29 protein-coding genes and 6 pseudogenes are annotated in these 23,555 nt (G+C 56.4%); 12 read left to right on the forward strand and 23 right to left on the reverse strand.

Translation table 11 applies throughout. The features are described 5' to 3' along the window. Positions 1-12: 12 nt before the first annotated feature. A complete protein-coding gene (gene merT, locus BLS87_RS28895; protein ID WP_023102385.1) occupies positions 13-363 on the reverse strand; it encodes a mercuric ion transporter MerT in 351 nt (116 codons plus the stop codon). A 52-nt stretch (positions 364-415) separates the two neighbouring features. On the opposite strand from merT (BLS87_RS28895), the gene merR (BLS87_RS28900) reads away from it, so the two are divergent. The 3 genes and pseudogenes from merR (BLS87_RS28900) to BLS87_RS28910 all read left to right on the forward strand — a co-directional run bounded on the left by merR (BLS87_RS28900) (position 416) and on the right by BLS87_RS28910 (position 2,374). Then, positions 416-889 (forward strand): Hg(II)-responsive transcriptional regulator, encoded by a 474-nt coding sequence (merR, locus tag BLS87_RS28900; protein WP_023102386.1) that lies wholly within the window; start codon positions 416-418, stop codon positions 887-889. A gap of 33 nt (positions 890-922) precedes the next feature. Then, positions 923-1,747 (forward strand): annotated as a pseudogene (locus tag BLS87_RS28905) (IS256 family transposase); the annotation flags it as partial. Between the two features lie 210 nt (positions 1,748-1,957). Next, entirely contained in the window at positions 1,958-2,374 is a 417-nt protein-coding gene (locus BLS87_RS28910; RefSeq protein WP_033869425.1) for a SufE family protein, read from the forward strand. 3 nt (positions 2,375-2,377) lie between these two features. Here the strand turns inward: BLS87_RS28910 and yidD are convergent, their stop codons facing one another. The 9 genes from yidD to merT (BLS87_RS28955) form a co-directional block, all read right to left on the reverse strand. Continuing rightward, positions 2,378-2,710, reverse strand: coding sequence for a membrane protein insertion efficiency factor YidD (gene yidD / locus BLS87_RS28915; RefSeq protein ID WP_034389870.1), 333 nt, complete (start codon positions 2,708-2,710; stop codon positions 2,378-2,380). Beyond that, entirely contained in the window at positions 2,707-3,180 is a 474-nt protein-coding gene (gene hisI / locus BLS87_RS28920) for a phosphoribosyl-AMP cyclohydrolase (protein ID WP_034389874.1), read from the reverse strand. The genes yidD and hisI overlap by 4 nt, the downstream gene beginning before the upstream one ends. Further along, positions 3,180-3,350 carry a transcriptional repressor gene (locus BLS87_RS35395; RefSeq protein ID WP_196484667.1) on the reverse strand — a complete coding sequence of 57 codons (171 nt, stop codon included), beginning with the start codon at positions 3,348-3,350 and terminating at the stop codon, positions 3,180-3,182. Before BLS87_RS35395 ends, hisI begins: the two co-directional genes overlap by 1 nt. Next, on the reverse strand, positions 3,343-3,684 hold the full coding sequence (merD, locus tag BLS87_RS28930) for a mercuric resistance transcriptional repressor MerD (RefSeq protein ID WP_033869424.1): 342 nt from the start codon (positions 3,682-3,684) through the stop codon (positions 3,343-3,345). The genes BLS87_RS35395 and merD overlap by 8 nt, the downstream gene beginning before the upstream one ends. Then, positions 3,681-4,319, reverse strand: a complete 639-nt coding sequence (gene merB / locus BLS87_RS28935) for an organomercurial lyase MerB (RefSeq protein WP_033917449.1) — start codon at positions 4,317-4,319, stop codon at positions 3,681-3,683. The genes merD and merB overlap by 4 nt, the downstream gene beginning before the upstream one ends. 83 nt (positions 4,320-4,402) lie before the next feature. After that, on the reverse strand, positions 4,403-5,056 hold the full coding sequence (gene merG, locus BLS87_RS28940) for a phenylmercury resistance protein MerG (protein ID WP_033869423.1): 654 nt from the start codon (positions 5,054-5,056) through the stop codon (positions 4,403-4,405). Positions 5,057-5,091: 35 nt separating this feature from the next. After that, complete coding sequence (gene merA / locus BLS87_RS28945) at positions 5,092-6,777, reverse strand: mercury(II) reductase (RefSeq protein ID WP_034036508.1); 1,686 nt, start codon at positions 6,775-6,777, stop codon at positions 5,092-5,094. 71 nt (positions 6,778-6,848) lie between these two features. Further along, a complete protein-coding gene (gene merP / locus BLS87_RS28950; RefSeq protein ID WP_003131872.1) occupies positions 6,849-7,124 on the reverse strand; it encodes a mercury resistance system periplasmic binding protein MerP in 276 nt (91 codons plus the stop codon). A gap of 13 nt (positions 7,125-7,137) precedes the next feature. Further along, positions 7,138-7,488 carry a mercuric ion transporter MerT gene (gene merT, locus BLS87_RS28955; RefSeq protein WP_033869416.1) on the reverse strand — a complete coding sequence of 117 codons (351 nt, stop codon included), beginning with the start codon at positions 7,486-7,488 and terminating at the stop codon, positions 7,138-7,140. 71 nt (positions 7,489-7,559) lie between these two features. Between merT (BLS87_RS28955) and merR (BLS87_RS28960) the strand changes: the two genes are divergently transcribed. Further along, entirely contained in the window at positions 7,560-8,000 is a 441-nt protein-coding gene (gene merR / locus BLS87_RS28960) for an Hg(II)-responsive transcriptional regulator (protein WP_003131870.1), read from the forward strand. 162 nt (positions 8,001-8,162) lie between these two features. Here merR (BLS87_RS28960) and BLS87_RS34475 read toward each other — a convergent pair whose 3' ends face one another. Further along, positions 8,163-8,378, reverse strand: a complete 216-nt coding sequence (locus BLS87_RS34475; RefSeq protein ID WP_017849619.1) for a co-regulatory protein PtrA N-terminal domain-containing protein — start codon at positions 8,376-8,378, stop codon at positions 8,163-8,165. A gap of 195 nt (positions 8,379-8,573) precedes the next feature. Beyond that, positions 8,574-8,690 (reverse strand): annotated as a pseudogene (locus BLS87_RS34790) (type II toxin-antitoxin system RelE/ParE family toxin); the annotation flags it as partial. Between the two features lie 262 nt (positions 8,691-8,952). On the opposite strand from BLS87_RS34790, the pseudogene BLS87_RS28975 reads away from it, so the two are divergent. The 5 genes and pseudogenes from BLS87_RS28975 to BLS87_RS28995 form a co-directional block, all read left to right on the forward strand. After that, a pseudogene (locus BLS87_RS28975) lies at positions 8,953-9,210 on the forward strand (MerR family DNA-binding protein); the annotation flags it as partial. 43 nt (positions 9,211-9,253) lie between these two features. Beyond that, positions 9,254-9,499 (forward strand): annotated as a pseudogene (locus BLS87_RS28980) (IS66 family transposase); the annotation flags it as partial. Positions 9,500-9,512: 13 nt separating this feature from the next. Continuing rightward, positions 9,513-9,967 (forward strand): annotated as a pseudogene (locus BLS87_RS34795) (DDE-type integrase/transposase/recombinase); the annotation flags it as partial. 314 nt (positions 9,968-10,281) lie between these two features. After that, entirely contained in the window at positions 10,282-10,614 is a 333-nt protein-coding gene (locus BLS87_RS28990) for a DUF2790 domain-containing protein (protein ID WP_033979951.1), read from the forward strand. A 159-nt stretch (positions 10,615-10,773) separates the two neighbouring features. Beyond that, positions 10,774-11,534, forward strand: a pseudogene (locus BLS87_RS28995) (OprD family outer membrane porin); the annotation flags it as partial. A gap of 36 nt (positions 11,535-11,570) precedes the next feature. Here the strand turns inward: BLS87_RS28995 and BLS87_RS29000 are convergent. Then, positions 11,571-11,840, reverse strand: a complete 270-nt coding sequence (locus BLS87_RS29000) for a hypothetical protein (protein ID WP_033979952.1) — start codon at positions 11,838-11,840, stop codon at positions 11,571-11,573. 135 nt (positions 11,841-11,975) lie between these two features. After that, the gene (locus BLS87_RS29005) at positions 11,976-13,025 is read right to left on the reverse strand and encodes a DNA-binding protein (RefSeq protein WP_011154388.1); all 1,050 of its coding nucleotides are present in this window, start codon (positions 13,023-13,025) and stop codon (positions 11,976-11,978) included. Between the two features lie 186 nt (positions 13,026-13,211). On the opposite strand from BLS87_RS29005, the gene BLS87_RS29010 reads away from it, so the two are divergent. Then, the gene (locus BLS87_RS29010) at positions 13,212-14,222 is read left to right on the forward strand and encodes a tyrosine-type recombinase/integrase (protein WP_077747747.1); all 1,011 of its coding nucleotides are present in this window, start codon (positions 13,212-13,214) and stop codon (positions 14,220-14,222) included. A 413-nt stretch (positions 14,223-14,635) separates the two neighbouring features. On the opposite strand, the gene BLS87_RS29020 is transcribed toward BLS87_RS29010, so the two are convergent. Continuing rightward, complete coding sequence (locus BLS87_RS29020) at positions 14,636-15,667, reverse strand: tyrosine-type recombinase/integrase (RefSeq protein ID WP_074758179.1); 1,032 nt, start codon at positions 15,665-15,667, stop codon at positions 14,636-14,638. 269 nt (positions 15,668-15,936) lie between these two features. Between BLS87_RS29020 and BLS87_RS29025 the strand changes: the two genes are divergently transcribed. Continuing rightward, entirely contained in the window at positions 15,937-16,587 is a 651-nt protein-coding gene (locus BLS87_RS29025; RefSeq protein ID WP_074758181.1) for a hypothetical protein, read from the forward strand. 98 nt (positions 16,588-16,685) lie between these two features. Here the strand turns inward: BLS87_RS29025 and BLS87_RS29030 are convergent, their stop codons facing one another. Next, complete coding sequence (locus BLS87_RS29030; RefSeq protein ID WP_074758183.1) at positions 16,686-17,342, reverse strand: hypothetical protein; 657 nt, start codon at positions 17,340-17,342, stop codon at positions 16,686-16,688. Between the two features lie 125 nt (positions 17,343-17,467). After that, on the reverse strand, positions 17,468-17,947 hold the full coding sequence (locus BLS87_RS29035) for a hypothetical protein (protein ID WP_074758185.1): 480 nt from the start codon (positions 17,945-17,947) through the stop codon (positions 17,468-17,470). Positions 17,948-18,089: 142 nt separating this feature from the next. Here BLS87_RS29035 and BLS87_RS29040 point away from each other — a divergent pair, with 142 nt between their 5' ends. Beyond that, positions 18,090-18,662, forward strand: coding sequence for a hypothetical protein (locus tag BLS87_RS29040; protein WP_074758187.1), 573 nt, complete (start codon positions 18,090-18,092; stop codon positions 18,660-18,662). An 83-nt stretch (positions 18,663-18,745) separates the two neighbouring features. On the opposite strand, the gene BLS87_RS29045 is transcribed toward BLS87_RS29040, so the two are convergent. From BLS87_RS29045 to BLS87_RS29075, 6 genes are all read right to left on the reverse strand, one after another. Then, the gene (locus BLS87_RS29045) at positions 18,746-19,543 is read right to left on the reverse strand and encodes a hypothetical protein (RefSeq protein ID WP_074758189.1); all 798 of its coding nucleotides are present in this window, start codon (positions 19,541-19,543) and stop codon (positions 18,746-18,748) included. An 83-nt stretch (positions 19,544-19,626) separates the two neighbouring features. Next, a complete protein-coding gene (locus BLS87_RS29050) occupies positions 19,627-20,136 on the reverse strand; it encodes a hypothetical protein (RefSeq protein ID WP_074758191.1) in 510 nt (169 codons plus the stop codon). 125 nt (positions 20,137-20,261) lie between these two features. Further along, complete coding sequence (locus BLS87_RS29055) at positions 20,262-20,753, reverse strand: hypothetical protein (RefSeq protein ID WP_074758193.1); 492 nt, start codon at positions 20,751-20,753, stop codon at positions 20,262-20,264. 24 nt (positions 20,754-20,777) lie between these two features. Then, entirely contained in the window at positions 20,778-21,527 is a 750-nt protein-coding gene (locus BLS87_RS29060) for an N-6 DNA methylase (protein ID WP_244165917.1), read from the reverse strand. A gap of 37 nt (positions 21,528-21,564) precedes the next feature. After that, on the reverse strand, positions 21,565-22,416 hold the full coding sequence (locus BLS87_RS29065) for a hypothetical protein (RefSeq protein WP_074758195.1): 852 nt from the start codon (positions 22,414-22,416) through the stop codon (positions 21,565-21,567). Positions 22,417-22,835: 419 nt separating this feature from the next. After that, complete coding sequence (locus tag BLS87_RS29075) at positions 22,836-23,225, reverse strand: hypothetical protein (RefSeq protein WP_074758199.1); 390 nt, start codon at positions 23,223-23,225, stop codon at positions 22,836-22,838. Positions 23,226-23,555: the final 330 nt, after the last annotated feature.

The raw sequence follows: 23,555 nt of genomic DNA on the forward strand, positions 1-23,555 counted from the left end.
GTGAACTCCTGATCAGTAGAACAAGGGAAGGATGTAGGGGAAGCCGAGCGCGACCAGCACCAAGGCCGCCACCAGCCAGTACAGCAGCTTGTAGGAGGTACGTACCTGAGGGATGGCGCAGACCTCGCCCGGTGCGCAGGCTTGAGCGGGGCGGAAAATGCGCCGGTAGGCGAAGAACAGCGCCACCAGTGCCGCGCCGATGAAGAGCGGGCGGTACGGTTCCAGCACGGTCAGGTTACCGATCCAGGCCCCGCTGAATCCCAGGGCGATCAGAACCAGCGGCCCCAGGCAGCAAGCCGAGGCGAGGATGGCGGCTAGCCCGCCAGTGAAGAGCGCCCCGCGCCCGTTTTGAGGTTCAGACATACGCTTGCCCTTTCAAATTTGGTTTGGATAGCTTAAGCTTACTTCCGTAGTTATGTACGGAGTCAAGCGATATGGAAAAAATTTGGAGAATCTGACCATTGGCGTTTTTGCCAAGGCGGCCGGGGTCAATGTGGAGACCATCCGGTTCTACCAGCGCAAGGGCCTGCTGCCGGAGCCAGACAAGCCCTATGGCAGCATTCGCCGCTATGGCGAGGCGGATGTAACACGAGTGCGGTTCGTGAAATCGACCCAGCGGCTGGGCTTTAGCCTGGACGAAATCGCCGAGCTACTGCGGCTGGAGGATGGCACCCATTGCGAGGAAGCCAGCGGCCTGGCCGAGCACAAGCTCAAGGATGTGCGCGAGAAGATGGCCGACTTGGCACGCATGGAGGCCGTGCTGTCTGAACTGGTGTGCGCCTGCCATGCGCGGAAAGGGAACGTTTCCTGCCCGCTGATTGCGTCACTGCAAGACGGAACGAAGCTCGCTGCATCGGCGCGGGGGAGTCACGGGGTGACTACGCCTTAGCGTGCTTTATTTTCCGAATTCTGAGACGACCCCAATACTGTGTCGCGGCTCAAGAAGCAGTGGGAGGCTGAGCACGCCGAGTGGCAGAAGCGGGGCTTATCAGAGCAGCGCTACGTCTACTGGTGGGCAGACGGCGTGTACAGCAACGTGCGCATGGATGACCGTCTGTGTCTGCTGGTGATCATCGGCGTCACTGAGCAGGGCCGCAAGGAGTTGGTCGTCGTCGAGGATGGGCAGCGTGAGTCAGAGGCCAGCTGGAAAGAGCTGCTCACGGGGCTACGCGAGCGCGGGCTGACGACGGCCCCCAAGCTAGCGGTTGGCGACGGCGCCATGGGCTTCTGGGCGGCGTTGAGCAAGGTCTATCCAGAGACCGAGCACCAGCGCTGCTGGGTCCATAAGACTGCCAACGTATTGAATAAACTGCCGAAATCCGTGCAGCCCAAGGTCAAGGCCGACCTCCATGAGATCTGGATGGCCGAGACCCGCGATGAGGCGCACAAGGCTTTCGATCGCACGGTGAAACGCTTCGAGGCCAAGTACCCCAGAGCCATGGAGTGCCTGGCCAAGGATCGGGAGGAGCTGCTGGCGTTCTATGACTACCCGGCAGAACACTGGGTGCATATCCGCACCACCAACCCGATCGAGTCGACCTTCGCCACGGTCCGCCTGCGGAGCAAGCGCAGCCGGAACTGCGGCTCCAGAGCGACGACCCTGGCGATGGTCTTCAAGCTGCTTCAGAGCGCCCAGAAGCGCTGGAAGCGGATCAAGGGGTTCAACAAGCTGGAGCTGGTCGTGAACAACGTCCAGTTCAAGGACGGCGAACCCTTGACCGATCAGTCAGACAGGACTGCCGCCTGACCGGCCATACACAGAATTTGACAATAACTCGCGTTACTTAGCGGAAAGCGCTCGCCATGCCAAGCTAGATACCACCAGCCGTTATTTGCACACCGAAGCCGATGAGTGGCATCAAGAGCAGCAGCGCCACCGCTTGAAAACGCCCCCAAAAGCAGGGGCTGAAACGTTATAATAGCCGCGACTGTGATTCATCAACGCAAAGGATACGCCATGGCAACTTCAGGCGCAGAGCTAGCCCAACAGGAGCTGGTCGAAGAGTTTGAGATGTTTGATAACTGGATGGACCGTTATCAGTACATTATTGATATGGGAAAGCAGCTGCCTGACTTTCCGGAGGAGCGTCGTACGGAAGAATATAAAATCCAAGGCTGCCAATCCAACGTGTGGACGTGCCATGAACAGGCAGGCGACAAACTGGTGTTCAAGGCTACATCGGATGCTGCCATCGTATCAGGGTTAATTGCCGTATTGCTGCGTATCTATAGTGAGCGCACAGCCGAAGAGATCAATCAGACCGAGCCGCATTTCTTGAAAGATCTCGGGCTTGATAAGCACCTTTCACCCACGCGCAGTAACGGCCTGCACGCCATGTTAGAGCGTATCTATCAGGTGGCTAAGCAAGGATAAACGTTAGTGGCGGCAGAAGGTTGAGCGGCAACGCTCAGTAGGGCGGTCGTCATTTTCACGGCAGAGCGCTTCGCTGCGCCCACCGGGCACCGGATCCATGCCGCCTGGGCTGCCTGGGTGGCATTTCACGATGCGTTTGACAGCCATCCAGCCGCCTTTGAAAGGGCCGTGCACCTGGATGGCCTCGATGGTATAGGAAGAGCAGCTTGGCCAGAAGCGGCAGCGAGGGCCAAGCAGTGGGCTGATGGTGTATTGGTAAACGCGAATACAGCCCACCATCACTGCTGTTAGCAGCTTAAGAAAAACCTGTTTAATGGCGAACAGCCAATTTTTCACGGCGCTTTTTTACCGTATAGCGTGGCCGGATCAATCAGCGGCTCGCTGGTAATCTTGGCGCTGTCTGCACCGAGCGACACATAAAAGCAGCTGCGACGGCCGGAATGGCACGCGGGACCAGTTTGCTCCACCTGAACCAGCAGCGTATCACCATCGCAATCTAGCGCTGCGCTTTTAAGGCGCTGTTGCTGTCCTGATGTCTCACCTTTGCGCCATAGCTTTTGGCGCGAGCGTGAGAAGTAGCAAACTCGCTGCGTTGTTAACGTCTCTTCCAGGGCTTCTCGGTTCATCCACGCCATCATCAGTACTTCGCCCGTATCATGTTGCTGGGCAATGGCGGGAATCAGGCCGTCTTCATTAAAGCGAATGGCATCTAGTAGCGTTGCAAGCTTGGGCAGGGAAGCTGTTGTGGTCGCTGACTCTAACGCCTTAAAAAGCTGTTGAGGGGCGAGTTCATCAAATTGGGACATTAGGCATTACTCACGGATCGGCATGCTTGACATAAGCCCTGAAGCTCAATCGTTTGGCGCTCAACGTTGAAGCCTTGGCGCTGGGCCAGGGCGGCAAGCTGATCGCTAATTTCATCAAGGTGCAGCTCTTCGACGTAGCCGCACTGGCGACAGATAGTGAGGTTATGCACTGGACGCCAACTCGCCTAAAGAGGTCTCGATCACCATCAGCTCTTTTCGGCGCACATCGATCTTCCGACGCAGTTGCTCGACACATCCGTGTACGCACTTGCTATCGCCTGCATCCAACGCCCTGCAAAGTCGCGTTAACTCGTCGAGCCTGGGTCCCGACTCGAAGGCCACGCGCAGGAAACGCAACCGTTCCAGTGTTTTGGCATCGAAAACGTTGTAGCCACCTTCGGTTCGCCAGGCGGGATGCAACAACCCGCGCATCAAGTAGTCGCGCACAACATGCACGCTTACGCCTGCATCTTCAGCAAGCTTCGAAATCGAGTAGGCATTCATGCCGTGTTTCGCTCGCTGTCTTCTAACAGCTTATGCGCGATCAGATGTCCGAGACCGAATGCATTCTCGACAGGCACGAGCTCTATCCCCGGGTGCGTCGAAGCCCATGCATTTGCAACAGAAGGCGATGCAAAAAAATGCACATGACAGCAAAAGGAACAGCGAATGTCGGGTGAAGCATCCGGCGTTAGCAGAGACACCATTGTTTCCGCCGGTTCAACCTGAAGCACTGCTTCTGGCGCAACTGTGAGCGTAATCGGCCTGCCGGTGGCAGCACAGCGCGACGTGACACGGGCTGTTTTGCCAATCAAAGCGGGAAACATCAAGGTGTCGAGCGCACACCAGGTGTATAAACGGCGGCCATCCACTTCAAAAACGTGAGGGGTTTCGCGTAGCGTCAGGCCCAGTCCAATGATATTGCCCTGCTCGTCATATTCGGTACCGGGCGCCGGCTCAAGTACAGTTGCAACCCTCTGCCCAGACCATCCGAGTGCGGTGCCGAGCGCTTCGCGTGACACAGGCCTTCCCATCACAAGCTGACGAAGCAGGGTGACGAAGAGGGTTGCGAACTCTTCTGGATGATTGCCAGATGAGAGGCTCTCGGCAATCTTTTTGGAATATATAGTCTTGTCCAATTTCCACCTCCAACATCCAAGCAGCGGTTACGCGGCATAAACCCACCCTTGGCGATTACATGCCGCGCTTTTCAAAGATCACGTCAGCGTGCGCTTTGCCGGCGTTTCCATTCCTGGACCAGCAATTGCGCTTGCTGCACCTGTTCGGGCTTCATTTGAGCCGCATAGTCGGCAATGACTTTTGCTGCCGTTGGTTCTCCTGACGCTGCTGCCAGACTCATCCACTTGTAGGCCTGAACCTGGTCGCGCGCGACCTCACCGAGCCCCTTCGCAAACAGTTGAGCCAGCCTGACTTGAGCCTGCGTGTGTCCCTGCTCGGCAGAGAGGCGGTACCACTTGAACGCCTGTGCATCGTCGGCAGGAGCCGCACGCCCTTTCTTATACATACCGTCGACTTCGCTTGCGTAGAGGCGCCCCAGGTTGAACTGCGCATCAGCTTCACCCTGCTCGGCCGCCCTGCGAAACCACTGGATCGATGCAGCATGGTCTTGTTTTACGCCCATACCGCATTTGTAGGCAAGACCCATGATGTTCTGCGCCATGGCATCGCCCGCCCTCGCTTTCTTTTCCCAGCCGTCGACGGTCTCCGGCGCCAATGTTTCGATCGCTGCTCCCAGCTTAGAAAAGTCGTAGGCCGCCAGCGCATTGTTTGACAAGCCAAACGCTGCAGTACCCGCCAACAGAATGGTTAAGCATGCACGGGTGCAACGTGCTGTTAGTCTAATATCGCAAAACATAAAAACTCCTCTGTCGCTCTTTTCGTGTCCTTGGTTTAGCCCGCACAGCACGATAGCTGTGTCACATCCTTCGAGAAAGTCTGTGCCACCAGTTTGAGACCTTCCACCATGGTGAGGTAGGTGAAAAGTTGGTTGGCAAGATCCTGGACGGTCATGCGAGCCCGGATGGCAATCGCGGCAGTCTGGATGATCTCGCCTGCTTCCGGTGTTACAGCCTGAACCCCAAGAATGCGTCCAGATCCAGCCTCAGCGACAAGCTTGATAAAGCCGCGCGTGTCGAAGTTGGCGAGTGCACGCGGCACATTGTCGAGCGTGAGAGTACGACTGTCGGTTTGCAGGCCGATGCGCTGGGCTTCTGCTTCACTGTAGCCAACCGTGGCAACTTGCGGATCAGTGAACACGACTGCCGGCATAGCGTCGAGATCGAGCGTTGCGTCGCCGCCGGTCATGTTAATGGCCGCACGAGTGCCGGCCGCTGCCGCCACATAGACGAACTGCGGCTGGTCGGTGCAGTCGCCGGCCGCGTAGATGTTCGGGCTACTGGTGCGCATGCCCTTGTCGATGACGATGGCCCCCTGCGCATTGACGGCTACCCCCGCCGCTTCCAATGCCAGGCTGCGCGTGTTCGGTGTCCGGCCGGTGGCGACCAGCAGCTTGTCGGCGCGCACTTCGCCCTGTCCAGTGGTCAGCACGAATTCGCCGTCCACATGGGCGACTTGGCTGGCTTGCGTATGTTCCAGTACCTTGATTCCTTCGGCACGGAAGGCGGCTGTGACGGCCTCGCCGATGGCAGGGTCTTCGCGGAAGAACAGCGTGCTGCGCGCAAGGATCGTGACCTGGCTACCCAGCCGGGCGAAGGCTTGCGCCAGTTCCAGCGCCACCACCGACGAGCCGATGACGGCCAGGCGTTCGGGAATGGTGTCGCTGACCAAGGCCTCGGTCGAAGTCCAGTAGGGTGACTCTTTCAGGCCCGGAATCGGCGGCATGGCCGGACTGGCACCCGTGGCGACCAGGCAGCGGTCGAACATCACGACGCGCTCACCACCCTCGTTCAAACTAACGATAAGGCTCTGGTCGTCCTTGAAACGCGCTTCACCGTGCAGAACGGTGATGGCTGAATTGCCGTCCAGGATGCCTTCGTACTTGGCATGACGGAGTTCTTCGACACGGGCCTGCTGCTGGGCCAGCAGCCGCTCGCGCAAGATCGTCGGCGGTGTGGGTGGCATGCCGCCGTCGAATGGGCTTTCCCGGCGCAGATGGGCGATGTGGGCGGCGCGGATCATGATCTTGGACGGCACACAACCGACGTTGACGCAGGTGCCGCCGATGGTGCCGCGCTCAATCAGCGTGACCTGCGCGCCTTGCTCGACGGCCTTCAGTGCTGCCGCCATCGCGGCTCCACCGCTGCCGATCACGGCGACTTGCAACGGGCGCTCGCCGCCGCTGCCCTTGTCGGCGGCACCCATCCAGCCGCGCACCTTGTCGAACAGCCCAGTGCGGTTGTCGGTCGGCGGGGCATCGGCGAGCATCGCTTTGTAGCCCAGGCCAGCCACGGCGGCGGTCAGTGCGTCCGGCGCTGTGCCTGGATCAAGGGCGAGCTGGGCCGCGCCCTTGGCATAGGACACTATGGCAGATTGGACGCCGGGTACTTTTTCCAGCGCTTCCTTGACGTGCGCCGCGCACGAGTCGCAGGTCATGCCGGTGATTTTTAGATGGGTCATGCGACAGATCCTTTTTCGTTTGTGGTAGCAGACAAGGGCGTCAGATGTGCTGCGCTGCCGTTTTCAGTGCCTCACTTCTTGACGCTGGACGGATAGCCTGCGTCTTCGGTGGCCTTGGTCAGCTTCTGCACGCTGGTCTTGGCATCATCGAAGGTGACAACCGCTTCGCGTGTCTCGAAGGTCACGTTAACTTTGCTGACGCCTTCGACCTTGGAAATCGCCTTCTTGACGGTGATCGGGCAGGTGGAGCAGGTCATGCCCGGTACGGACAGCGTGACGGTCTGGGTGGCGGCGAACACGGGGGCAACGAAAGCGGCGAGAGCGAGGGAGGCAAACAGTTTTTTCATGATGAACTCCTGGTTAGTAGAAAAATGGCATGACGTAGGGAAAACCAAGCGCGACCAAGACCAACACGGCGACGAACCAGAAAATGAGCTTGTAGGTGGTGCGCACTTGCGGAATCGCGCACACCTCGCCCGGCTTGCAGGCTGCGGTCGGTCGGACGATGCGCCGCCAGGCAAAGAACAGTGCAACCAGCGCCGCGCCGATGAAGATCGGGCGATAAGGTTCCAACACCGTCAAGTTGCCGATCCAAGCGCCGCTGAACCCCAGGGCGATCAGAACCAGCGGCCCCAGGCAGCAAGCCGAGGCGAGAATCGCCGCAAGCCCCCCGGCGACAAGAGGGGCGCGCCCGTTTGATGGTTCAGACATGCATTTCTCCTTTCGAGCATTTGATCGATGGTTTAAGGTTAGTCCCGTAGTCATGTACGGAATCAAGCGGTATGAAAAACAATTTGGAAAGCCTGACCATTGGCGCTTTCGCCAAGGCGGCCGGGGTCAACGTGGAAACCATCCGGTTCTATCAACGCAAGGCGCTGTTACCCGAACCGGACAAGCCCTACGGCAGCATTCGCCGTTACGGTGAGGCGGATGTCGCCCGGGTGAAATTCGTTAAATCCGCGCAACGGCTGGGCTTTAGCCTCGATGAAGTGGCCGGGCTGTTGAGGCTGGATGACGGTGCTCACTGCGATGAAGCGCGTGTGCTCGCCGAGCAGAAGCTTGGGGATGTGCGTGGCAAGCTCGCGGATCTGCGACGGATCGAGTCAGTTTTGGAGCAACTGGTTCACGACTGTTGTGCGAGCCACGGGACTGTTTCCTGTCCGCTGATCGTTTCGCTGCATGGGGACAACTCGGGCGTTAACCGAGGATTTCCCGTTGCGTAAGGCGCCCCTGTTGGTCGGCTTGCGCTTAGAAAAAAGCGGCGCTCAATGAGCGCCGCTGAATGGCCAAAGGAGCACTTGCAAAGGGCACAGTTTGGTATTGCTATTTGCCCTCGCGCCTCAGCAGAGTGGGCTCACGTTGCATCTGGTCGAGTAGCACAGGCTCTACTTTGCAGGCGGACAGGCGGGCTGCGCTTCGCTACGGCCTGCCGCCGTGGGGCCCAGTTGCTTAATCTCCTTGACGGTTTCCGCCACCAGGGTCGCTTCAGCCCTCTCGCGTGCAGCAATTCGCTCAATCGCTCGGTCGCTCCCGCCCTCGGCCCATACGGTGGATGACAGCAGAGTCGCACCCACTACCAGCAGCAGTCTTAGGTGTTTCATAACGGCGATCTCCTCTCGGGTTTTCGATCCACGATTCAACTCTACCTCCGTAGTTAAGTACGGAATCAAGGAGAGAGGAGATGAAGGTCCTGGATTATGGCGCTGAGAGGAAATGGCAGGGCTCCGCCATGAAGACGGCGATTGCTTCAGGGCCGTCTAGGGCTGCTGCTGGGTCGTAGTCGTAAATTTTTTCGCTCATTCTGACCTCCACTCGCTGGCGAGTTTTTTAGCCGCTTCAATATCACGGCTTTGGCTGCTTTTGTCGCCGCCGCACAACAGCAAAACGAATTCATCACCTCGCTGCTGGAAATAGGGGTTGGGGGAGCAACGGAACAGAAAGTGCACTTAAGCTCAGTCGCTGCCCCGCAAACCCTTGCAACGTCTGGATAGTTTCGAAAAACGACCGTTTTATGAAACCGTTTCCGCTATCGCGAGGAAAGGTCACCAACACCCGAAAATCAGTGCAATAAACCTTTCTCACGAATCAAAGTTCGTTAATTCGCAGTCGCTGACGAGTAAAACGAACTCTAATTCGGCTTACGTTGGTTTTCAGTTCCATTGCTCCCCAACCCCCGATGTCGCCCGGGTGAAATTCGTAAAGTCCGCGCAACGGCTGGGCTTTAGCCTCGAAGAAGTGGCCGGGCTGTTGAGGCTCGATGACGGCGCTCACTGTGATGAAGCGCGCGTGCTCGCCGAGCAGAAGCTTGGGGATGTGCGTGGCAAGCTCGCGGATCTGCGACGGATCGAGTCTGTTTTGGTGCAACTGGTTCACGACTGTTGTGCGAGCCACGGGACCGTTTCCTGTCCGCTAATCGTTTCGCTGCATGGGTAAAACGCTCTGCGTTGGCCAGTGGTTGTGAAGGGAACCAGCGGACAAGGTCTACGGCTGCCGCGGCTGTGAAGCCGCACCGGTCACCGCCGACAAACCGGCTCAACTGATCGAAAAGAGCATGGCCAGTCCTAGCGTCCTGGCGATGCTGTTGATCACCAAATACGTCGATGGTCTGCCGCTGCACCGCTTCAAAAAAATCCTCGGTCGTCACGGCGTCGATATCCCCCGCCAAACCCTGGCGCGCTGGGTGATCCAGTGCGGCGAGCACCTGCAACCGCTGCTGAATCTGTCTACGAAAACAGCCCGGCGTGCCGCGTCGGCACGAAGGCCGTATTGCGGTGCAAACCAGCGATACGCGTTGGTGCTCGGACGGCTTTGAGTTCCGCTGCGAGGACGGAGCCAAATTGAGCGTAACCTTCGCCCTGGACTGCTGTGATCGCGAGGCCATCGGCTAGGTCGCGAGCCCGACCGGGTACAGCGGCGATGATATCCGCGACTTGATGCTGGAAAGCGTGGAGAGGCGCTTCGGTGATCAACTGCCCGCCACGCCGGTGCAATGGCTAAGCGATAACGGCTCGGCGTACACCGCCGACCAGACGTGCCTGTTTGCTCGACAGATCGGCTTGCAGCCGGTGACCCCCCAGTTCGCAGCCCGCAGAGCAACGGCATGGCCGAGAGCTTCGTGAAGACGATCAAGCGTGATTACGTGGCGCACATACCTAAGCCGGATCGAGAAACGGCACTACGTAACTTGGCCAATCCCTGTGATCCTGCGTGGTCGTCTTACTTTGCCCAACGTCGAGCTGCGATAGACGTGGATTGATTGCCCGGTACTAGACCATGGTGCTGACGAAAGACTTGAGCCGGATGAGGCGCGACTCTCATGCCCGGTTCTTTGGGGGCGGTGGCGCAGTAATGCGCTGCTGTTACCCGACGAAAGTGTACTTAAGCCCTACCATCTTATCTCGGCGCCATAAACCAGGACCTTCATCTCCTCCCTCCTTGATTCCGTACTTAACTACGGAGGTAGAGTTGAATCGTGGATCGAAAACCCGAGAGGAGATCGCCGTTATGAAACACCTAAGACTGCTGCTGATAGTGAGTGCGACTCTGCTGTCATCCACCGTATGGGCCGATGGCAGTTCCGATCGCCTGTACGGTAAGATGATCCAGGCCAACGAGCAATCCATGCGCGAATACGCTAGCGCCCAAGGCAAGAACCCGCCAGAAGTCACTCACTACCGCTATGGCATGAAGCTCGACATCGCCAAGGTCATTCACGTCACGTCGACCAATGGCAACTGCGATGTGATGCCTGCGCAAATGACCTACGAGGATTCGAGCGGAAACCTGCATATTCTGGAGTACCGCGTATCAGGAACGGACTGCAGGAGCCAGCACTGAGCATTGTTGACGTGTTGCTGACGGAAAAGTAATTTTCACGTCACCCTGACGTTATTTTGCATGTGGAAGTATGTAAGAAGCGCACCCGGCTATGCCCGGCGCGCTTCGGCATATACACAACCGCACAATGAAAAATCTGCCAAAACATCAAGAGCGTTTATGAACAACAAGGCCCTGTTGGGACTTTCTCAGATCGTCTTGAGCATCAGCGCTGCGCAGGCTGCAATGGCCGCCGAGGAAAAAGGCGAGGGATTCATCGAAGGCAGCAGCCTGAGCATCTTCAATCGAAATTTCTACTTCAACCGTGATTTTCGCAAAGGCCAGTCCAGCAGTACAGGAAATGGCTACTCGGAAGAATGGGCCCACGGAGTCATAGGCCGATTCGAGTCGGGCTCGGCCAGGCCGAGGACAATTACTCCAAGCTCGGCGGCGCCGTAAAGACCCGTTTCCTGGACACTGAAATCAAAGTAGGCGATGTCTTCCCTGTCACGCCTGTCGTGCAGTACGGCGATTCGCGACTGCTTCCGGAAAGCTTCCGCGGCGTCACCGCATACAACACCAGTGTCGAGGGCTTGGTGCTACAGGGCGGACGCCTGCACGCGATGAGCCAACCCAGCTCCAGCAGCATGCGGGATGATTTTGCAACCTTCTACGCAGGCGAAGTCGGCTCTCCGTGGATAGTCGGCGGTGATTACACACCCAACGACAACCTTGGCTTCAGCCTTTACACCAGTTGTCTCAAGGATGCCTGAAACCAATACTATACCGGCACTACCTGGAGCTACCCGCTTGCAGATGATGTCGCCTTGGTCGGTGGTTTGAATTACTACAAGGCCGTCGATGAGGGGAAGCAGCTCCTCGGCAGTTTTGAGAACGATATCTGGAGCGGCAAGGTCGGCCTCCGTGTCGGGGCGCACACCGGCGAGGGACGGAGACGGCCGACGTGAACCAGATCGCTATTGTGCCTTGCTATCGCCCTTCGGGGACTCCATTCCAATGTGTTGGTTCATGTTCTCCATCATTGTATTGCAGTTTTTCATCATCTTGGACATTTCCTGCATGTCCATCATCGGCATATGGTTGCCGTCCATCATGTGCATGTCCTCACCCTTATTTGTCTCGGCACTGCTTTGGGCGGGGGCTTTGGCCTGTTCGGCAAATCCCGTGGCAACAGTTCCAAGGGCTATGAAGGTAGCAAGGACGGTGTAGGTAATGGCGTTACGCATGGCGACTCTCCTCATCTACGACCTTGGTTTCCAGCCAGGCTGTGTATTGAAGAGTTGATTGCTCCACTGTCCTCCTGTTTGGCTCCTTTGGTTTGGAGGATGGTTTCAGGCGCCTGAGGTAGGCGCCTTTTTCGGTCAACAAGTCTTCGGCTTCATCGCTCTGGACTCTGCGAGCTGGCTTGACAGCACCGCGTTGTCTTGCACGAGAAGCTGCTTTTCTGTGGCCAACTGGCTCAATTGGCTTTCAGTTTGGCTTAAGCGTTCCGCCAGCAGGCTTCGCTCCCGTTCATTGACGGCCAGGTAAGTCCGCGTCTCAGCCAAACGCTGCTCACCTTGGCCATGGCGCTGCTCCAGTGCCTGATGCGACTGTTGCAAGTCGGTGAATTGAAGTAAGACGTGTTCATGCGCAATCTGACTCTGCGCGAGCGTCGCTTGCGTCGTGAGCAGGGTGCTCTCTAGACGATCATGGTCCTGCACCAGGCGTTGTTCCTGCGCCTGCAGTTCGCCCAGGCGGGTTTGCTGCGCGAGCAGACGCTGCCGGAGCGCTGCCAATTCGTGTTCCAGGCGCTGCTGGCGTTGCTCAGTGGCCTGGCGCTCGTCGCTGCGTTGTTGCGCGACCGATGCCTGGTAGTGCTCAAACTGCTCCCGCGCTTGTTGCAGTTGCCGGGTCAGTGCGGCCGCCTCGGCGGCGCGGTCAGCCAGACGTTGTTCGAGCCCGGTCTTTTCACTGCCCAGGCTGGCCAGGGCGATCTCCTGACGCTGCAGGGTGTCAGCCAGCCCCTGGCTGCGCGTAGTGGCTACGGCAAGTGCCTGGGCCTGCTGCTCCTGAACGCTGAGTTGCGCGTCGCGCTCGACGAATGCCTGCTGCAACTGTTCCTGCAACGCGTCGGCCTCTGCCTGGTGAGCCGCTACGGCCTGCTGGAGTTGGACGGCCGCCTCCGCCTGAACTTTTTCGTACAGTCCTTTCAGCGCCAGGACCAGCTCCGCGGGCAATCCCAGTTCGGCCTGGGCCAGCGTGCCGGGATGCGCGGCTTTCCAACGCTTTAACAACGGAGCAATCGTGCTTTTGCTGCCCGTCCCACCCAGGGCGACGCGGATGCTGTCAATGGTGGGGTTGTGGCCCGCAGCCACCAGTTGGGTGGCCGCCTGGGCAACATGCAGGTAGAGGACGCCGGAACGGGCCATGAACACCTCGGATTTTTTCGTACCGTATTATGGAAAACGTAATACCTCGATTTAAGTACAGAATAGTTCAGCCGACTGAGACCGTCAGTTGACCCACGATAAGCGCGGTTATCGTGAGTTAAGTCATCGCGATCGAGGGTTGTGTCTATAATCTGCGGTACACATGGCCTAAACAGGCGCTTCGTGATGACAGCCGGCAATAATGACGAAAACCTCCCCACCAGGCGGCACGAAGAGCCGACAGTACTTGCGCGTACCCCCGGTACGCTCACCACCCCCGAACAATTGGCTGAGCAACATCAGCGTTTTCTCGCCGCCGCGACAACCGACAACACCCGGCGCACCTACCGCTCGGCCATTCGCCACTTTCTCGCCTGGGGCGGCGTGCTGCCGTGCGATGAAGCCGCGCTGATTCGTTATCTATTGTCTTTTGCGGAAGTATTGAACCCGCGCACCCTGGCCCTGCGCCTCACGGCGCTGTCGCAATGGCACCGTTATCAGGGTTTTCCTGACCCTACCGCCAGCGCCACCGTGGGCAAAACCTTGCGCGGTATTGAGCGGGTGAACGGGCGGCCTCGACAAAAAGCCAAGGCCCTGGTCCTAGAGGATCTCGAACGCATCGTGGTGCACCTGAACACGCTCGACGGACTGGCGACACTGCGGGACAGTGCACTGCTCCAGGTCGGGTATTTTGGTGCGTTCCGGCGCAGCGAATTGGTCACGCTGGAGATGCAATACCTCGAGTGGGAGCAGGAAGGTCTACGGATCACGCTGCCCCGTTCCAAGACCGATCAGGAGGGCGAGGGACTCGACAAGGCGATCCCATACGGCGACAGCATCTGCTGCCCCGCGACAGCGCTACGCCGGTGGTTGGACGCGGCTCAGATCGTTCAGGGGCCACTGTTCCGGCGCATCAGCCGCTGGGGCGTACTCGGCGAGGTGGCACTGCACGAGGGCAGCGTGAATACCATCCTGACGGCACGTGCCGAAGCCGCAGGGCTGTTGTATGTGCCCGAACTGAGCAGCCACAGTCTGCGTCGGGGACTGGCTACCAGTGCGCATCGGGCTGGGGCGGATTTCCTTGAGATCAAACGACAGGGTGGCTGGCGGCACGATGGCACCGTACACGGCTATATCGAGGAAGCTGGAGCTTTCGAGGAGAATGCGGCTGGCTCGTTATTACGACGCAAACCGTAGCCAAGGTTTGTAAGCAGGGCTGGTTAGAATCCCAAGTGGCCACCCTCTATTCTCGACCGTCCTTCCGCAGCACATGAGCAGTTCCCTTAAAAACAGTTACTTACAGAACGAATGTCCTAATTTTTGGCTTATCTCGGCACGCCCCCGGATCTGTTTGATAATCCCGGCAGTGAACTTCCTGCTGTACAGCAAGCCAGAATCAAGCAATTGAATTCGGAGCTCTGGGGCCTGGAGCAGGAGCTGTGCGTGCTTTTGGAGAATTTTTACATGCACCTGCGGGATGACATGGGTGAACCCCAGCCGTGGCCACGGGACAACCGGGGAGATCCTGGAAAGGCGCACTGACGGCGATATTTGTGCCTCGCGGAGCGAGCTACCCCGCTCCGCTGTATCTTTTCTCTGTTCAGTGCTCTTCAGCTCTGACGCCACAGTTCCCACGAAGCCAGCATCCGATCGGCAGATACCTGCTGAGCAAACCCCATCCACTCTGCAACAAGAGCCGGCGTCTCCCCCTTTTCGAACAGTTGCGCCGCGAATGTGTTGCGCAGTGTTTGGGGACTGGCCCGATGTTCCTGATCACGTATCGCCTTGACGCCGGAGTCATGGATCGAGGTGTCAGTGATCCGGTTGACTGTCGATGGGTTGATGCTGGTGATCAGCCGGCCATTTTTGGTGATCGGCTTGATGTCGGTGGGAAACACCAGCTCCCCTTCCGTTCCAGCTCGATGGCGAATCTGCAACCAGGTGGTCAATGCTTGTATCGCGTAATCGAAGGGTTGTGTGCGGTGCGAGTACTGGGAATCGGCAAATCGCAGGGTGATCCACGGCCCGCGAAATTCGATGCAATTAACAGTCAAGGCGATTATCTCCGCTACCTTGAGGCCACCCCCCAGGCATAACCCCACCATCGCTTTGTCCCGCGCTTCACGCCATTGTCCGTGCGCCGTAGCAGATTTGATCTCGGCGGTGACATGATCCACCAGTAATGCCCGCTCAGCCGCCCGCAAGAAGCTTGTAGGCAGATTTCCATCCACATCCTTCCATTTTGCTCCCTCGTCTCGCATCGCCTGTGCGGCGGGATTAAGCACGCCCAGTTCGGCTGAATCTCTGATCAGATCTGCAAGCACCCGCTGTATCAACCGCCGGTACCTGTCTCGCTGTGGTCTGTTGTTTACCAGCTTTTCTTCCGGCGATTGCCCAGGCGACAACGAGTCGAGGAATGCGCTCACATGGCTTGCATCCACTTGGCTTAATTTAATGCTCTTTTGCTCAATCCAGTCGACGAAGCGTCCCCATTGAGCCCTGTACACCTCAGCGGATGAGATTCTGATACGCGTTGAGGTCCCCCTACCAGCTTGCTGGCTAACCCAGTGGTCAAAGGTCTGCCGTGGGTTCGCGTCCCATTCTGGGGGGTTGGGTTTGAACAAGTCATCTGTAGGGTTCATGGGCCGCTCCATAGGTCCAGGATCAATCAGGTCGGGGTAAAGCCTGAAATCTTTGACTGTTAATTGCATTAAATTATGGAGTACAAATGTACCCCTAGTCTTCATTTTTCACTGGCAGCAGTGACATCTCCGATGCGTGGTAGTCCGCGCAGGCCGGGTTTGACGGCTGGCCAAGAGAGGCAACTGAACAAGATAGGGGTGGCCAGCGCTTACAGAGCGTTGTCAGGCATCTCCCTTGGCACGTTCAATGACCTTTCAGGAAAGTCCAGATGAATAACCAACACGTTGACCGCTTCATCGCGCTGGCCAGCTCCGCATCGCAAATCGAGATAACCCTACCCGGCGGTTTCCAGGAGATAAGTACCGTAATGGTTCTAGGGCCTGAAAAGGATGGCACCCTGCTGAGGCTGATCTGGAATCAGCAACGGTGCGAAACTTTGTTTACGGCCGGCGGCATCGAGCAAGGGCGGTGGGAAGATGACGCGTTCCACTGCAATGACAAATACGACAAGCCTGTGAAGCTTCGCCTGTTGGCCATCTCCGTACTGCGACCTGCTGTGCACACCGGCATCGAGCCTGAACGATCCTCAAGCATGCTCGATGCCGGTTGTGGCGAGCATCCTTCCATGACCGAGGACGGCCCGGAAAGCATGCTTGAGAATGGCGCCGTGCTGGACTTCCTTCGGGATGTCATCAACCGTTCTGACACTATGGACGCTGAGGCAGAACTGACCTGGCGCCTACTTTGTACCGCCATCAATATTCTGGATGACCAGCAGCTTGAAAAACTTCTTGGGGCTTTCCGGGCTAGGCTGATCGATAGTCAGGACGACACGAAAGATCTCACCACCATGCCTCTCACGGAAATGCTCGCAATGATTACCAACCCCGAAACGCCGAACGCAATAGTGCATCAGTAACGATCCATCCAGCCCTGACATTCTGTCGGGGCTTTTTAATGGGCAAAAAAAACCGCCAGCTCCGAAGAGTCAGCGGTTGATGGAGCGTTAACGAAAAATTAGGCCGATTTCAGAACCATGCGTTTTTGCGGTACGTAGAAGGTTTCCTCTACGATCTCTTCGGACAGCAGGTCAATGAAACGTTCCCTGACTTGGTCACAGGCTTTGTCGAATCCGTCGACCAGCTTGACTCGATCCTGAAGCTGTTCCAGAGACCACTCATCGAAATCGGCATCCTCATCGATACCGGCGTGATGAGTGACCAATTCCTTGGGTGGCGTCTGATAATTAACGCGGCCCTTCTCCCCATCTGCGCCACAACGGCCGCAGCGATTGTCGTTCAGAGCACAAAGCTTGAAATTTCGCTGATAGCACGACCGGCAGTAGGACTGATGCCCGGTTAGTCTGTACTCGCTCTGGAGCAGAACCAGATACCCGCTTGACCTGCCATTGCTGCAAATCGTGAAGCGACCTTCATGTTCCTGTTCGAACTCATGGATGCATTCATTCAAGCTCTCCCAGAGGCCCTCGACCTGGAGAATGTCGTAGGCTTTGGAGCACTGTTCCGTCGACAAACCTAGTCGGTGGACCTTAACGTTGAGGGCATAACTCTGACACTTGTTCCATGCGCGCATGGTGTCATAGCGAAAATGACCACTCAGAAAAGCAATCATTTCTTCACGGGATGTGGTGTCTACGGATTTCTGAAAGTGCATGGGAATCTCCTGTTGGCTGTATGCCTGGAGATGCGTAACAAGGAACAGGAATCCCCCACAGACAGATCCGGCATGCAGAAAAAACCCGGCCGCAAAGGACCGGGTTTGTGAGACTTGTGACGGACCTAAATGGCCGCAGGCGCTAGGAGCGCTTTGATGTATTGCCGATCGCTTGAGACCATGTTTTCCACGCAGCGCAATGCAACGTTACCCATTTCCTGATCGACCTTTGCCTGGGACCCGGCATTACCGTTGAGTTGTTCGCGCCAGCCTTCAGTATGGGTCTCCATCAGAGCACGAAGGCTCGACTGCGAAAGTCGGTCGAACACCGCCTTAACCACCTTGGCTACGGCTAAACAACCCTCCGGATCTGTTTTCGAAGATCGTTGGGCTTCAGTCTGACCCGCGTGCGGATCAATCTCGATCGTAGGCTCGATTTTCGAAAGCATTGCACTCAGATGCTCGCTAACCAGGCGGTGCAGCTCATTGTAGCTGTGGCCATCGGGCGGCAATTCCTTCTCGTCCAGTGCGGTTGAATGAGCGTTTACTGCTGCGAGCAGAGCTTGGAGCGATTGGGCTTGATTTTGTTTTACGTTGAGACTCATGAGGGTCACCTGAAGGGATTGAACATACCCCGGGTAATGCTTCACAGGCGATTACAACGTATGGGCGCCATTGGGCTGGTTTCCACATGCATGTGCAGCATCACCGTGCATCAAGCCTACTTCCCCATCGGAGCGTTCCATCATGAAATTCCAACCTGCGTTTGAACGTATGCAAGCAATTGTCGAAGCTGAAAACTGCTTGCTGAAAGCCTATAAAGTCGACTTTTACCAATATGACCGGGAGCACCTGGCAAACACAGGCACCGTCGGCGGACGCTATGTGTGGGTCATCCGCCAAAACGGAACGCACCTGGCCAGTCTCAACCTTCACCATAAGGTCACCCAGTTCGTCGAGTGTGCTCTTGCGTCAAATGAAGCCTTGGAGGTCTATGAAATCACACTGTTGGAAGACGGTGATGCGACGATAAATTCGATCACTGTCGCCAAGGCGCATGATCTTATTCAGGTCCAACCCTTCGAGTTCCAAGGCCGTCACATCAAGAAGAATGGGCGACTGATCGCGTTGGTCGATATCAAGACCATCTTCCATCAAGGCAAACACGGTGGATCGGTGAACTTCACGTTCGAACAACCACCGTCTCCGGATGTTGAAACCAATTTCAAACAGGTCGCTCTTTGCCTGTTTCAACAGAAGGTTCAAACCCTGTTTGCATCAATGGACGAGGTCACCTTCTCCACTCAGCGCCTGAGCTGATTCAACCGCTACAAACGCCGGCCCTCATGGTCGGCGTTTTTTTTGGCAAAAAAAACCGGCCACATGGGCCGGTCTGTAGAGCGTTAAGCGGTTTGCGAATTGCGTAATGCGACTGCTGCTCGATCTTCTCTCTCGCGCAAATGTTTTTCGGACAGCGGTCCGGGCTGTTCGACACCACCGAGATCATCCAGGCACACAAGATATCGAAGGTAGTCTTCGCCCGGATTGCTAATCAGATGACAAAGCCGATCGTCTCCCAGGACTCGCGTTTTGAACTCAGCTCGCGTTAATTGACCTCGACCCAAGGAAACCTGGAGTCGGTTGTATTCAAGGTAGTCAGGCCTCCAGCCACTCTGAATACAGCAAAGTGCATAAGGTTCGTCTTGAGGGCCAGGCCAAACCGGTAGCGTACTACCGAGCTGCGAAATGGTAAGCCCAGCTTCCACAGCCGGCGCAGTGATCGGATTCAGTACCCCAGCCCTTAGATCGAACCATGCATGGCCCGTTGAGCTGTACAAGTGCTCAGGTACGGGAGATCGATCTACCGCTCCGTAGACGACCCAGATGTTTGACCCAGGCCATTGCTGGATAAACCTCACCATCATGCTTTTAGGATCGGTAGACCTAGGCCATATCGGCTCTCTCAAATGATAGTCAATGTGGTAAGGCAATACGTCCGGGGGGACCTGATCACCAACCGCCGAATCGAACACCTCACAACCTTCGGAGCCGAAGTGAGCGAGGTAGCCGAATCCTTCTTTGATCGCGAATCTGTGGTCGAATCGAAGTGCGCCCACAAGGCCCACTTCCCCCGCTCCAGTTTTTCGCAACATGATGCGTCCGGCCGGTTTGTAACCGGTGTTGCAGTTGAAAGCGTTCATGGCAATCTCCTTCTCATAGTCAGAGGAGATGCTTTCCTCAGGTCGATAAAAAGCCCACCTCAAGGAGGTGGGCTGATGTTGCGTTACGGGGCCAGTAGGTAGTCCCCTGCGATAACGGCATTCGTTGACAACGCGTTGGAAGGAACAGTAACGCGCTTGGTGCCGTCATCGATCAGGTCGAACAGCACTGCTGCCAACCTCCGAACCACGACATTTTCCTCTGTAACATGGGGGATTGAGGCGCCCTGTGATTGCAGAAGGATTTTGTAACCCGTGTCATCGGCGTTGTGGGTAATGAGCACGAACCCTTGGAGCTTCTCGGTATTGACGTTCAGCTGCATCGCAGGACGTCGGCCGTGGCGAGCCTCATCATCACAATCACGCAACAAGATGAAATCAGGGTTGGCGCCGGCATCGAGCAGCATCTGCCAGATGGTCCGTTCATTGTCCGGAGTACGGAGCACCTCGATCAGCTCGATCATCCGCAGAAGACGACGCGATCGAATCGAGTCACGATCGATCGGAAGCTTTGAGACGTTGAAGCCATCAAGACTGTCGTGCTGAGCTGAAGCTGTTGCGGTCTGGGTATGCATTTTGACTCTCCTGAAAGTTGAGCCAAGCTTGCGAAGGCTTGGTATTCAGGGATGAGTCACATGGATCTGTAGACGTTTCCGTCACCGATAAAAACCCTGCCGAAGACGGCAGGGTTGGTGGAGCGTTAACGCGGATTAGAGCAGATGCTCTTCAACGCTCTGTCGACCAGGTCGCCTTCGTAACTGATGATCACCTCGACGTTTGTGCAGATCGGTTGAAGCGCGCCCAACGAGCGTGCAGTGATGAGATAGCCGTTTGCATCAGTTTGTGAAGCGGCGCCATACAGTACGGCGTTACTCACGACCGCTTTTAGCACTGCTTTTCCGCCATCACTCTCGGTCCAGCTGGGCGACACCGTGTTTCTTGCTTTGACTTCGTGACCACAGACGCGGTAATGATCAAAGTGATCGTCACCGTTTTGAACAGTAACCGAATCGCACCCGTCAAACTGACCGACGTAGATCACAGATTTGTTTCTGCCATTGATATGAGCAACCGTGGACATCCGCGACTGAGCAACAGCCTCAACCGCATTACTTGTCTCAGTCGCAAGCGCCAGCGTAGGAGTGAGTCCAAGAAGGCCCAACCCCAGTACCAAGGCAATTCTTCCTTTCATGTGGGAACCTCAGATTTGGTTGGATTAAGAAGCGAGCGCTACCTTCGGTGGAGCTGTTGCGTACATGATCATCGTCTTGGTCTCGGACAGAGACAGTGTGTTGCCCTGCTGGATAATGATTTCACCTATTTCCAGTCTGTGAACCGCGCAGTTTGCGGCGAGTTGGATAGCCGTCATGCGCGCACAGATTCCGTCGATGTCGCAGCCGTGAAACTGCCAGTTACGCAATTCATCAGGGCCATTGGCCTCCAATAGCTGATTGGCCTTCGCAAGCAGCATTACGCCGCTTCCACAGGCGGGATCAGAGAATGCCTTGAGTCCATTTCCCGATGTTTGGTGGTCAGGATCGGCGTTCATTCGGGCCATCATTGAGGCGATCGACCAGGGAGTAAAGAATTGGCCTAACAGCTGCTTTCCCCCGTGGCTGGCCAGCTCTTCGTAGAGAATACCCAGTATGTCCTTGAAGGGTTCCTCTTTACTCAGGGCTTGGTCGTAACAACCAATGGCCTGTTGCACCAAAGGCTGCGCATCGGCTGGTACCGGGTACCACGGCTGGTAACCCCAGACCTCCATCACTGAGCCGAGAAAGAATCGGAACATCTCACCAGGTGGGTATCTATGCCCATCCGAGAGCGCATCTGCTAAAGGTTTGATGACAGAAGGAACTGCGCGAACGAGTTTGCTTGCCATGGTGGCATCTCCAAAGAGGTTGGTCGTGTACTCGTAATGCATCACACCGACCAGCAACCCACGGAAAGCCAAAATTTCAGGCAAAAAAAACCGCTCCCATTGGGGGAGCGGTGACGGAGCATTAGAGGTCATCAGGACCTTTTATAGCGTCATTGGGAACCCAGACATAGGCCTCCACGAAGGCGCCACGTTCAGCCAGACTTACATTCGCATTCTCAGGGATTTCCATATCGTCGGACGCGAGATTTTCCCGAGCCCAGGCCAAGTATTGCGCCTGGAGGGCTGCTGAATCCTGCGACTCATCATTTGCGGTGCCTTCTACCTCAGCCTTGAGTCTGGCAATTTCGCAGACAGCTTCATCACCGGGCGGTGATTGCGAAAGATCGAAATGGATGCCACGCACACCGTAGGTGCGCTGAAACTCTTCATCGGTTTGATTACGACTGCACTGAGGTAGGCAGCTGACACAAAGACCATAGCCGGTATCGCGGTTACTCCATTGACGCCCGGTAGTGACGCCGCCACAACAGGAGCAGTAAAGCCGTTCTAACGATGTGAGTTCATTCTGGCTGGCATCATCGGTCACCAGCGCATACGGAACGTTCTTCAGTTCGCAGTACGCGATGGTATCTCCCTCAACGCTGTACAAGCCAAGGGTTGCTTCATCCCAATCAATTGGCGCCGCAATAAAGCCATCGCCATCCGTCAGGAGGAAGTAACGGCCGTCGGGAAGCACTTTTTTCAAAGCCATGCAGCCGCCACCCGTGTGTTCCTCCTCGAAGAGATAGGTGGATACCGGATCAACCAGTTCCTTACCTGAAGGCGAGAAATAGGGATTGCGGATCTCCATGCCGGAAAAAGAGAACGCGAGAAGCTTGGGGTCGTACTCTGCCTTTTGCTCATGGTCGTGAGGGCCTACAACGACCATTGGGAGCGAAACGGAATCGAGTGACGCTGTTTGAGTCTGCTGCATTTTACTTCTCCTGTAGGGGTAATCATCGTGAAAAGAGATGTCCCACAGAGGCCAGTAAAAACAGGGAAAAAAAACCGCCCCGTAGCAGGGCGGTTGGTGGATCTGTTCTAGATGTAGGCGGAAACCTGGAAACCTTTTCCGCCCTCATTCTGGGGTACTCCCCCTTCTAGGGAAACAGTAACGCTTGTCACGCCAGCATTTCTGAACATCTGTGCAACCGTGTGCGCCACCGGCTCCATGTCAAAGGGCAAAACCGTAAACCAGGCTCTTGAGTTGCGACACCAACGACATCCGTACCCGCCGAAAAAATTATTGGCGCTTGTAGCCGGACCAGGGGAAGGAATGTCGAGGATTTTGTTGATTCTCTGGGCGAAAGCTTCAGGGAATTGCTGGAGCACTGATGTCATGCCAGCCTCCAGTTAGGCCGCGTGGCTAGCGTTTTGACGTTTTGAGAGATTGCCGAGGTTTTTCAGTTTCTCGATGAATCGCTCACTCGCAGTACTACTGACCAGGTCCGAAACGTTGACATACATGTTCATACCGCCGCTGAAGTCCTTTTTGCTGGTGCAGGTACGGTAAAGCACCTTGAGAGTACTGCCCGAGCCAACGTGTAACATCAAATAGAGGCTGTCGCTGTGGGCAACGACCTCGCCCATTACGCCATCACCGCCTTTATTGGAACGAAGGGCGTAATCAGATTCAGGGATACCTACGGCCTGAGCGATTTCCTTGAGCAGCCGTTTTCCCGAACGGTGCAGTGTGTCCTTGGTTATTGCCCTGTCGACCAGATTTTTTGGGATTTGAAACATGGTTTTTTCCTCGGGTGTGCGGTCTCTTGCGAAGACCTGATGCACAGAGATGCTCAACATCCATACACACGAATACTGACAGCATCGTGAAGATCGAAAATCTGATCGCCACCGGCAGCTAGGGCTTGAGTCACATAGGCTGAAACGCAGCCTGAACACGCTGGATTTGGAGAATAAAGACTGTCGCGGCTAAGGCAGGCTTTGTGGGCATCAAGCCAGCTCTGGAGGAAACGCAAAACTGTCTCAATAACTCAATTCGCTGCTGTGGAGCGGAGGCGTAGAGAATTAAAACTGTCGCAACCATCAGATTCGGCACGTTGCAACGGTTCA

The sequence above is a fragment of the Pseudomonas abietaniphila genome (assembly GCF_900100795.1).
Taxonomy (GTDB): domain Bacteria; phylum Pseudomonadota; class Gammaproteobacteria; order Pseudomonadales; family Pseudomonadaceae; genus Aquipseudomonas; species Aquipseudomonas abietaniphila.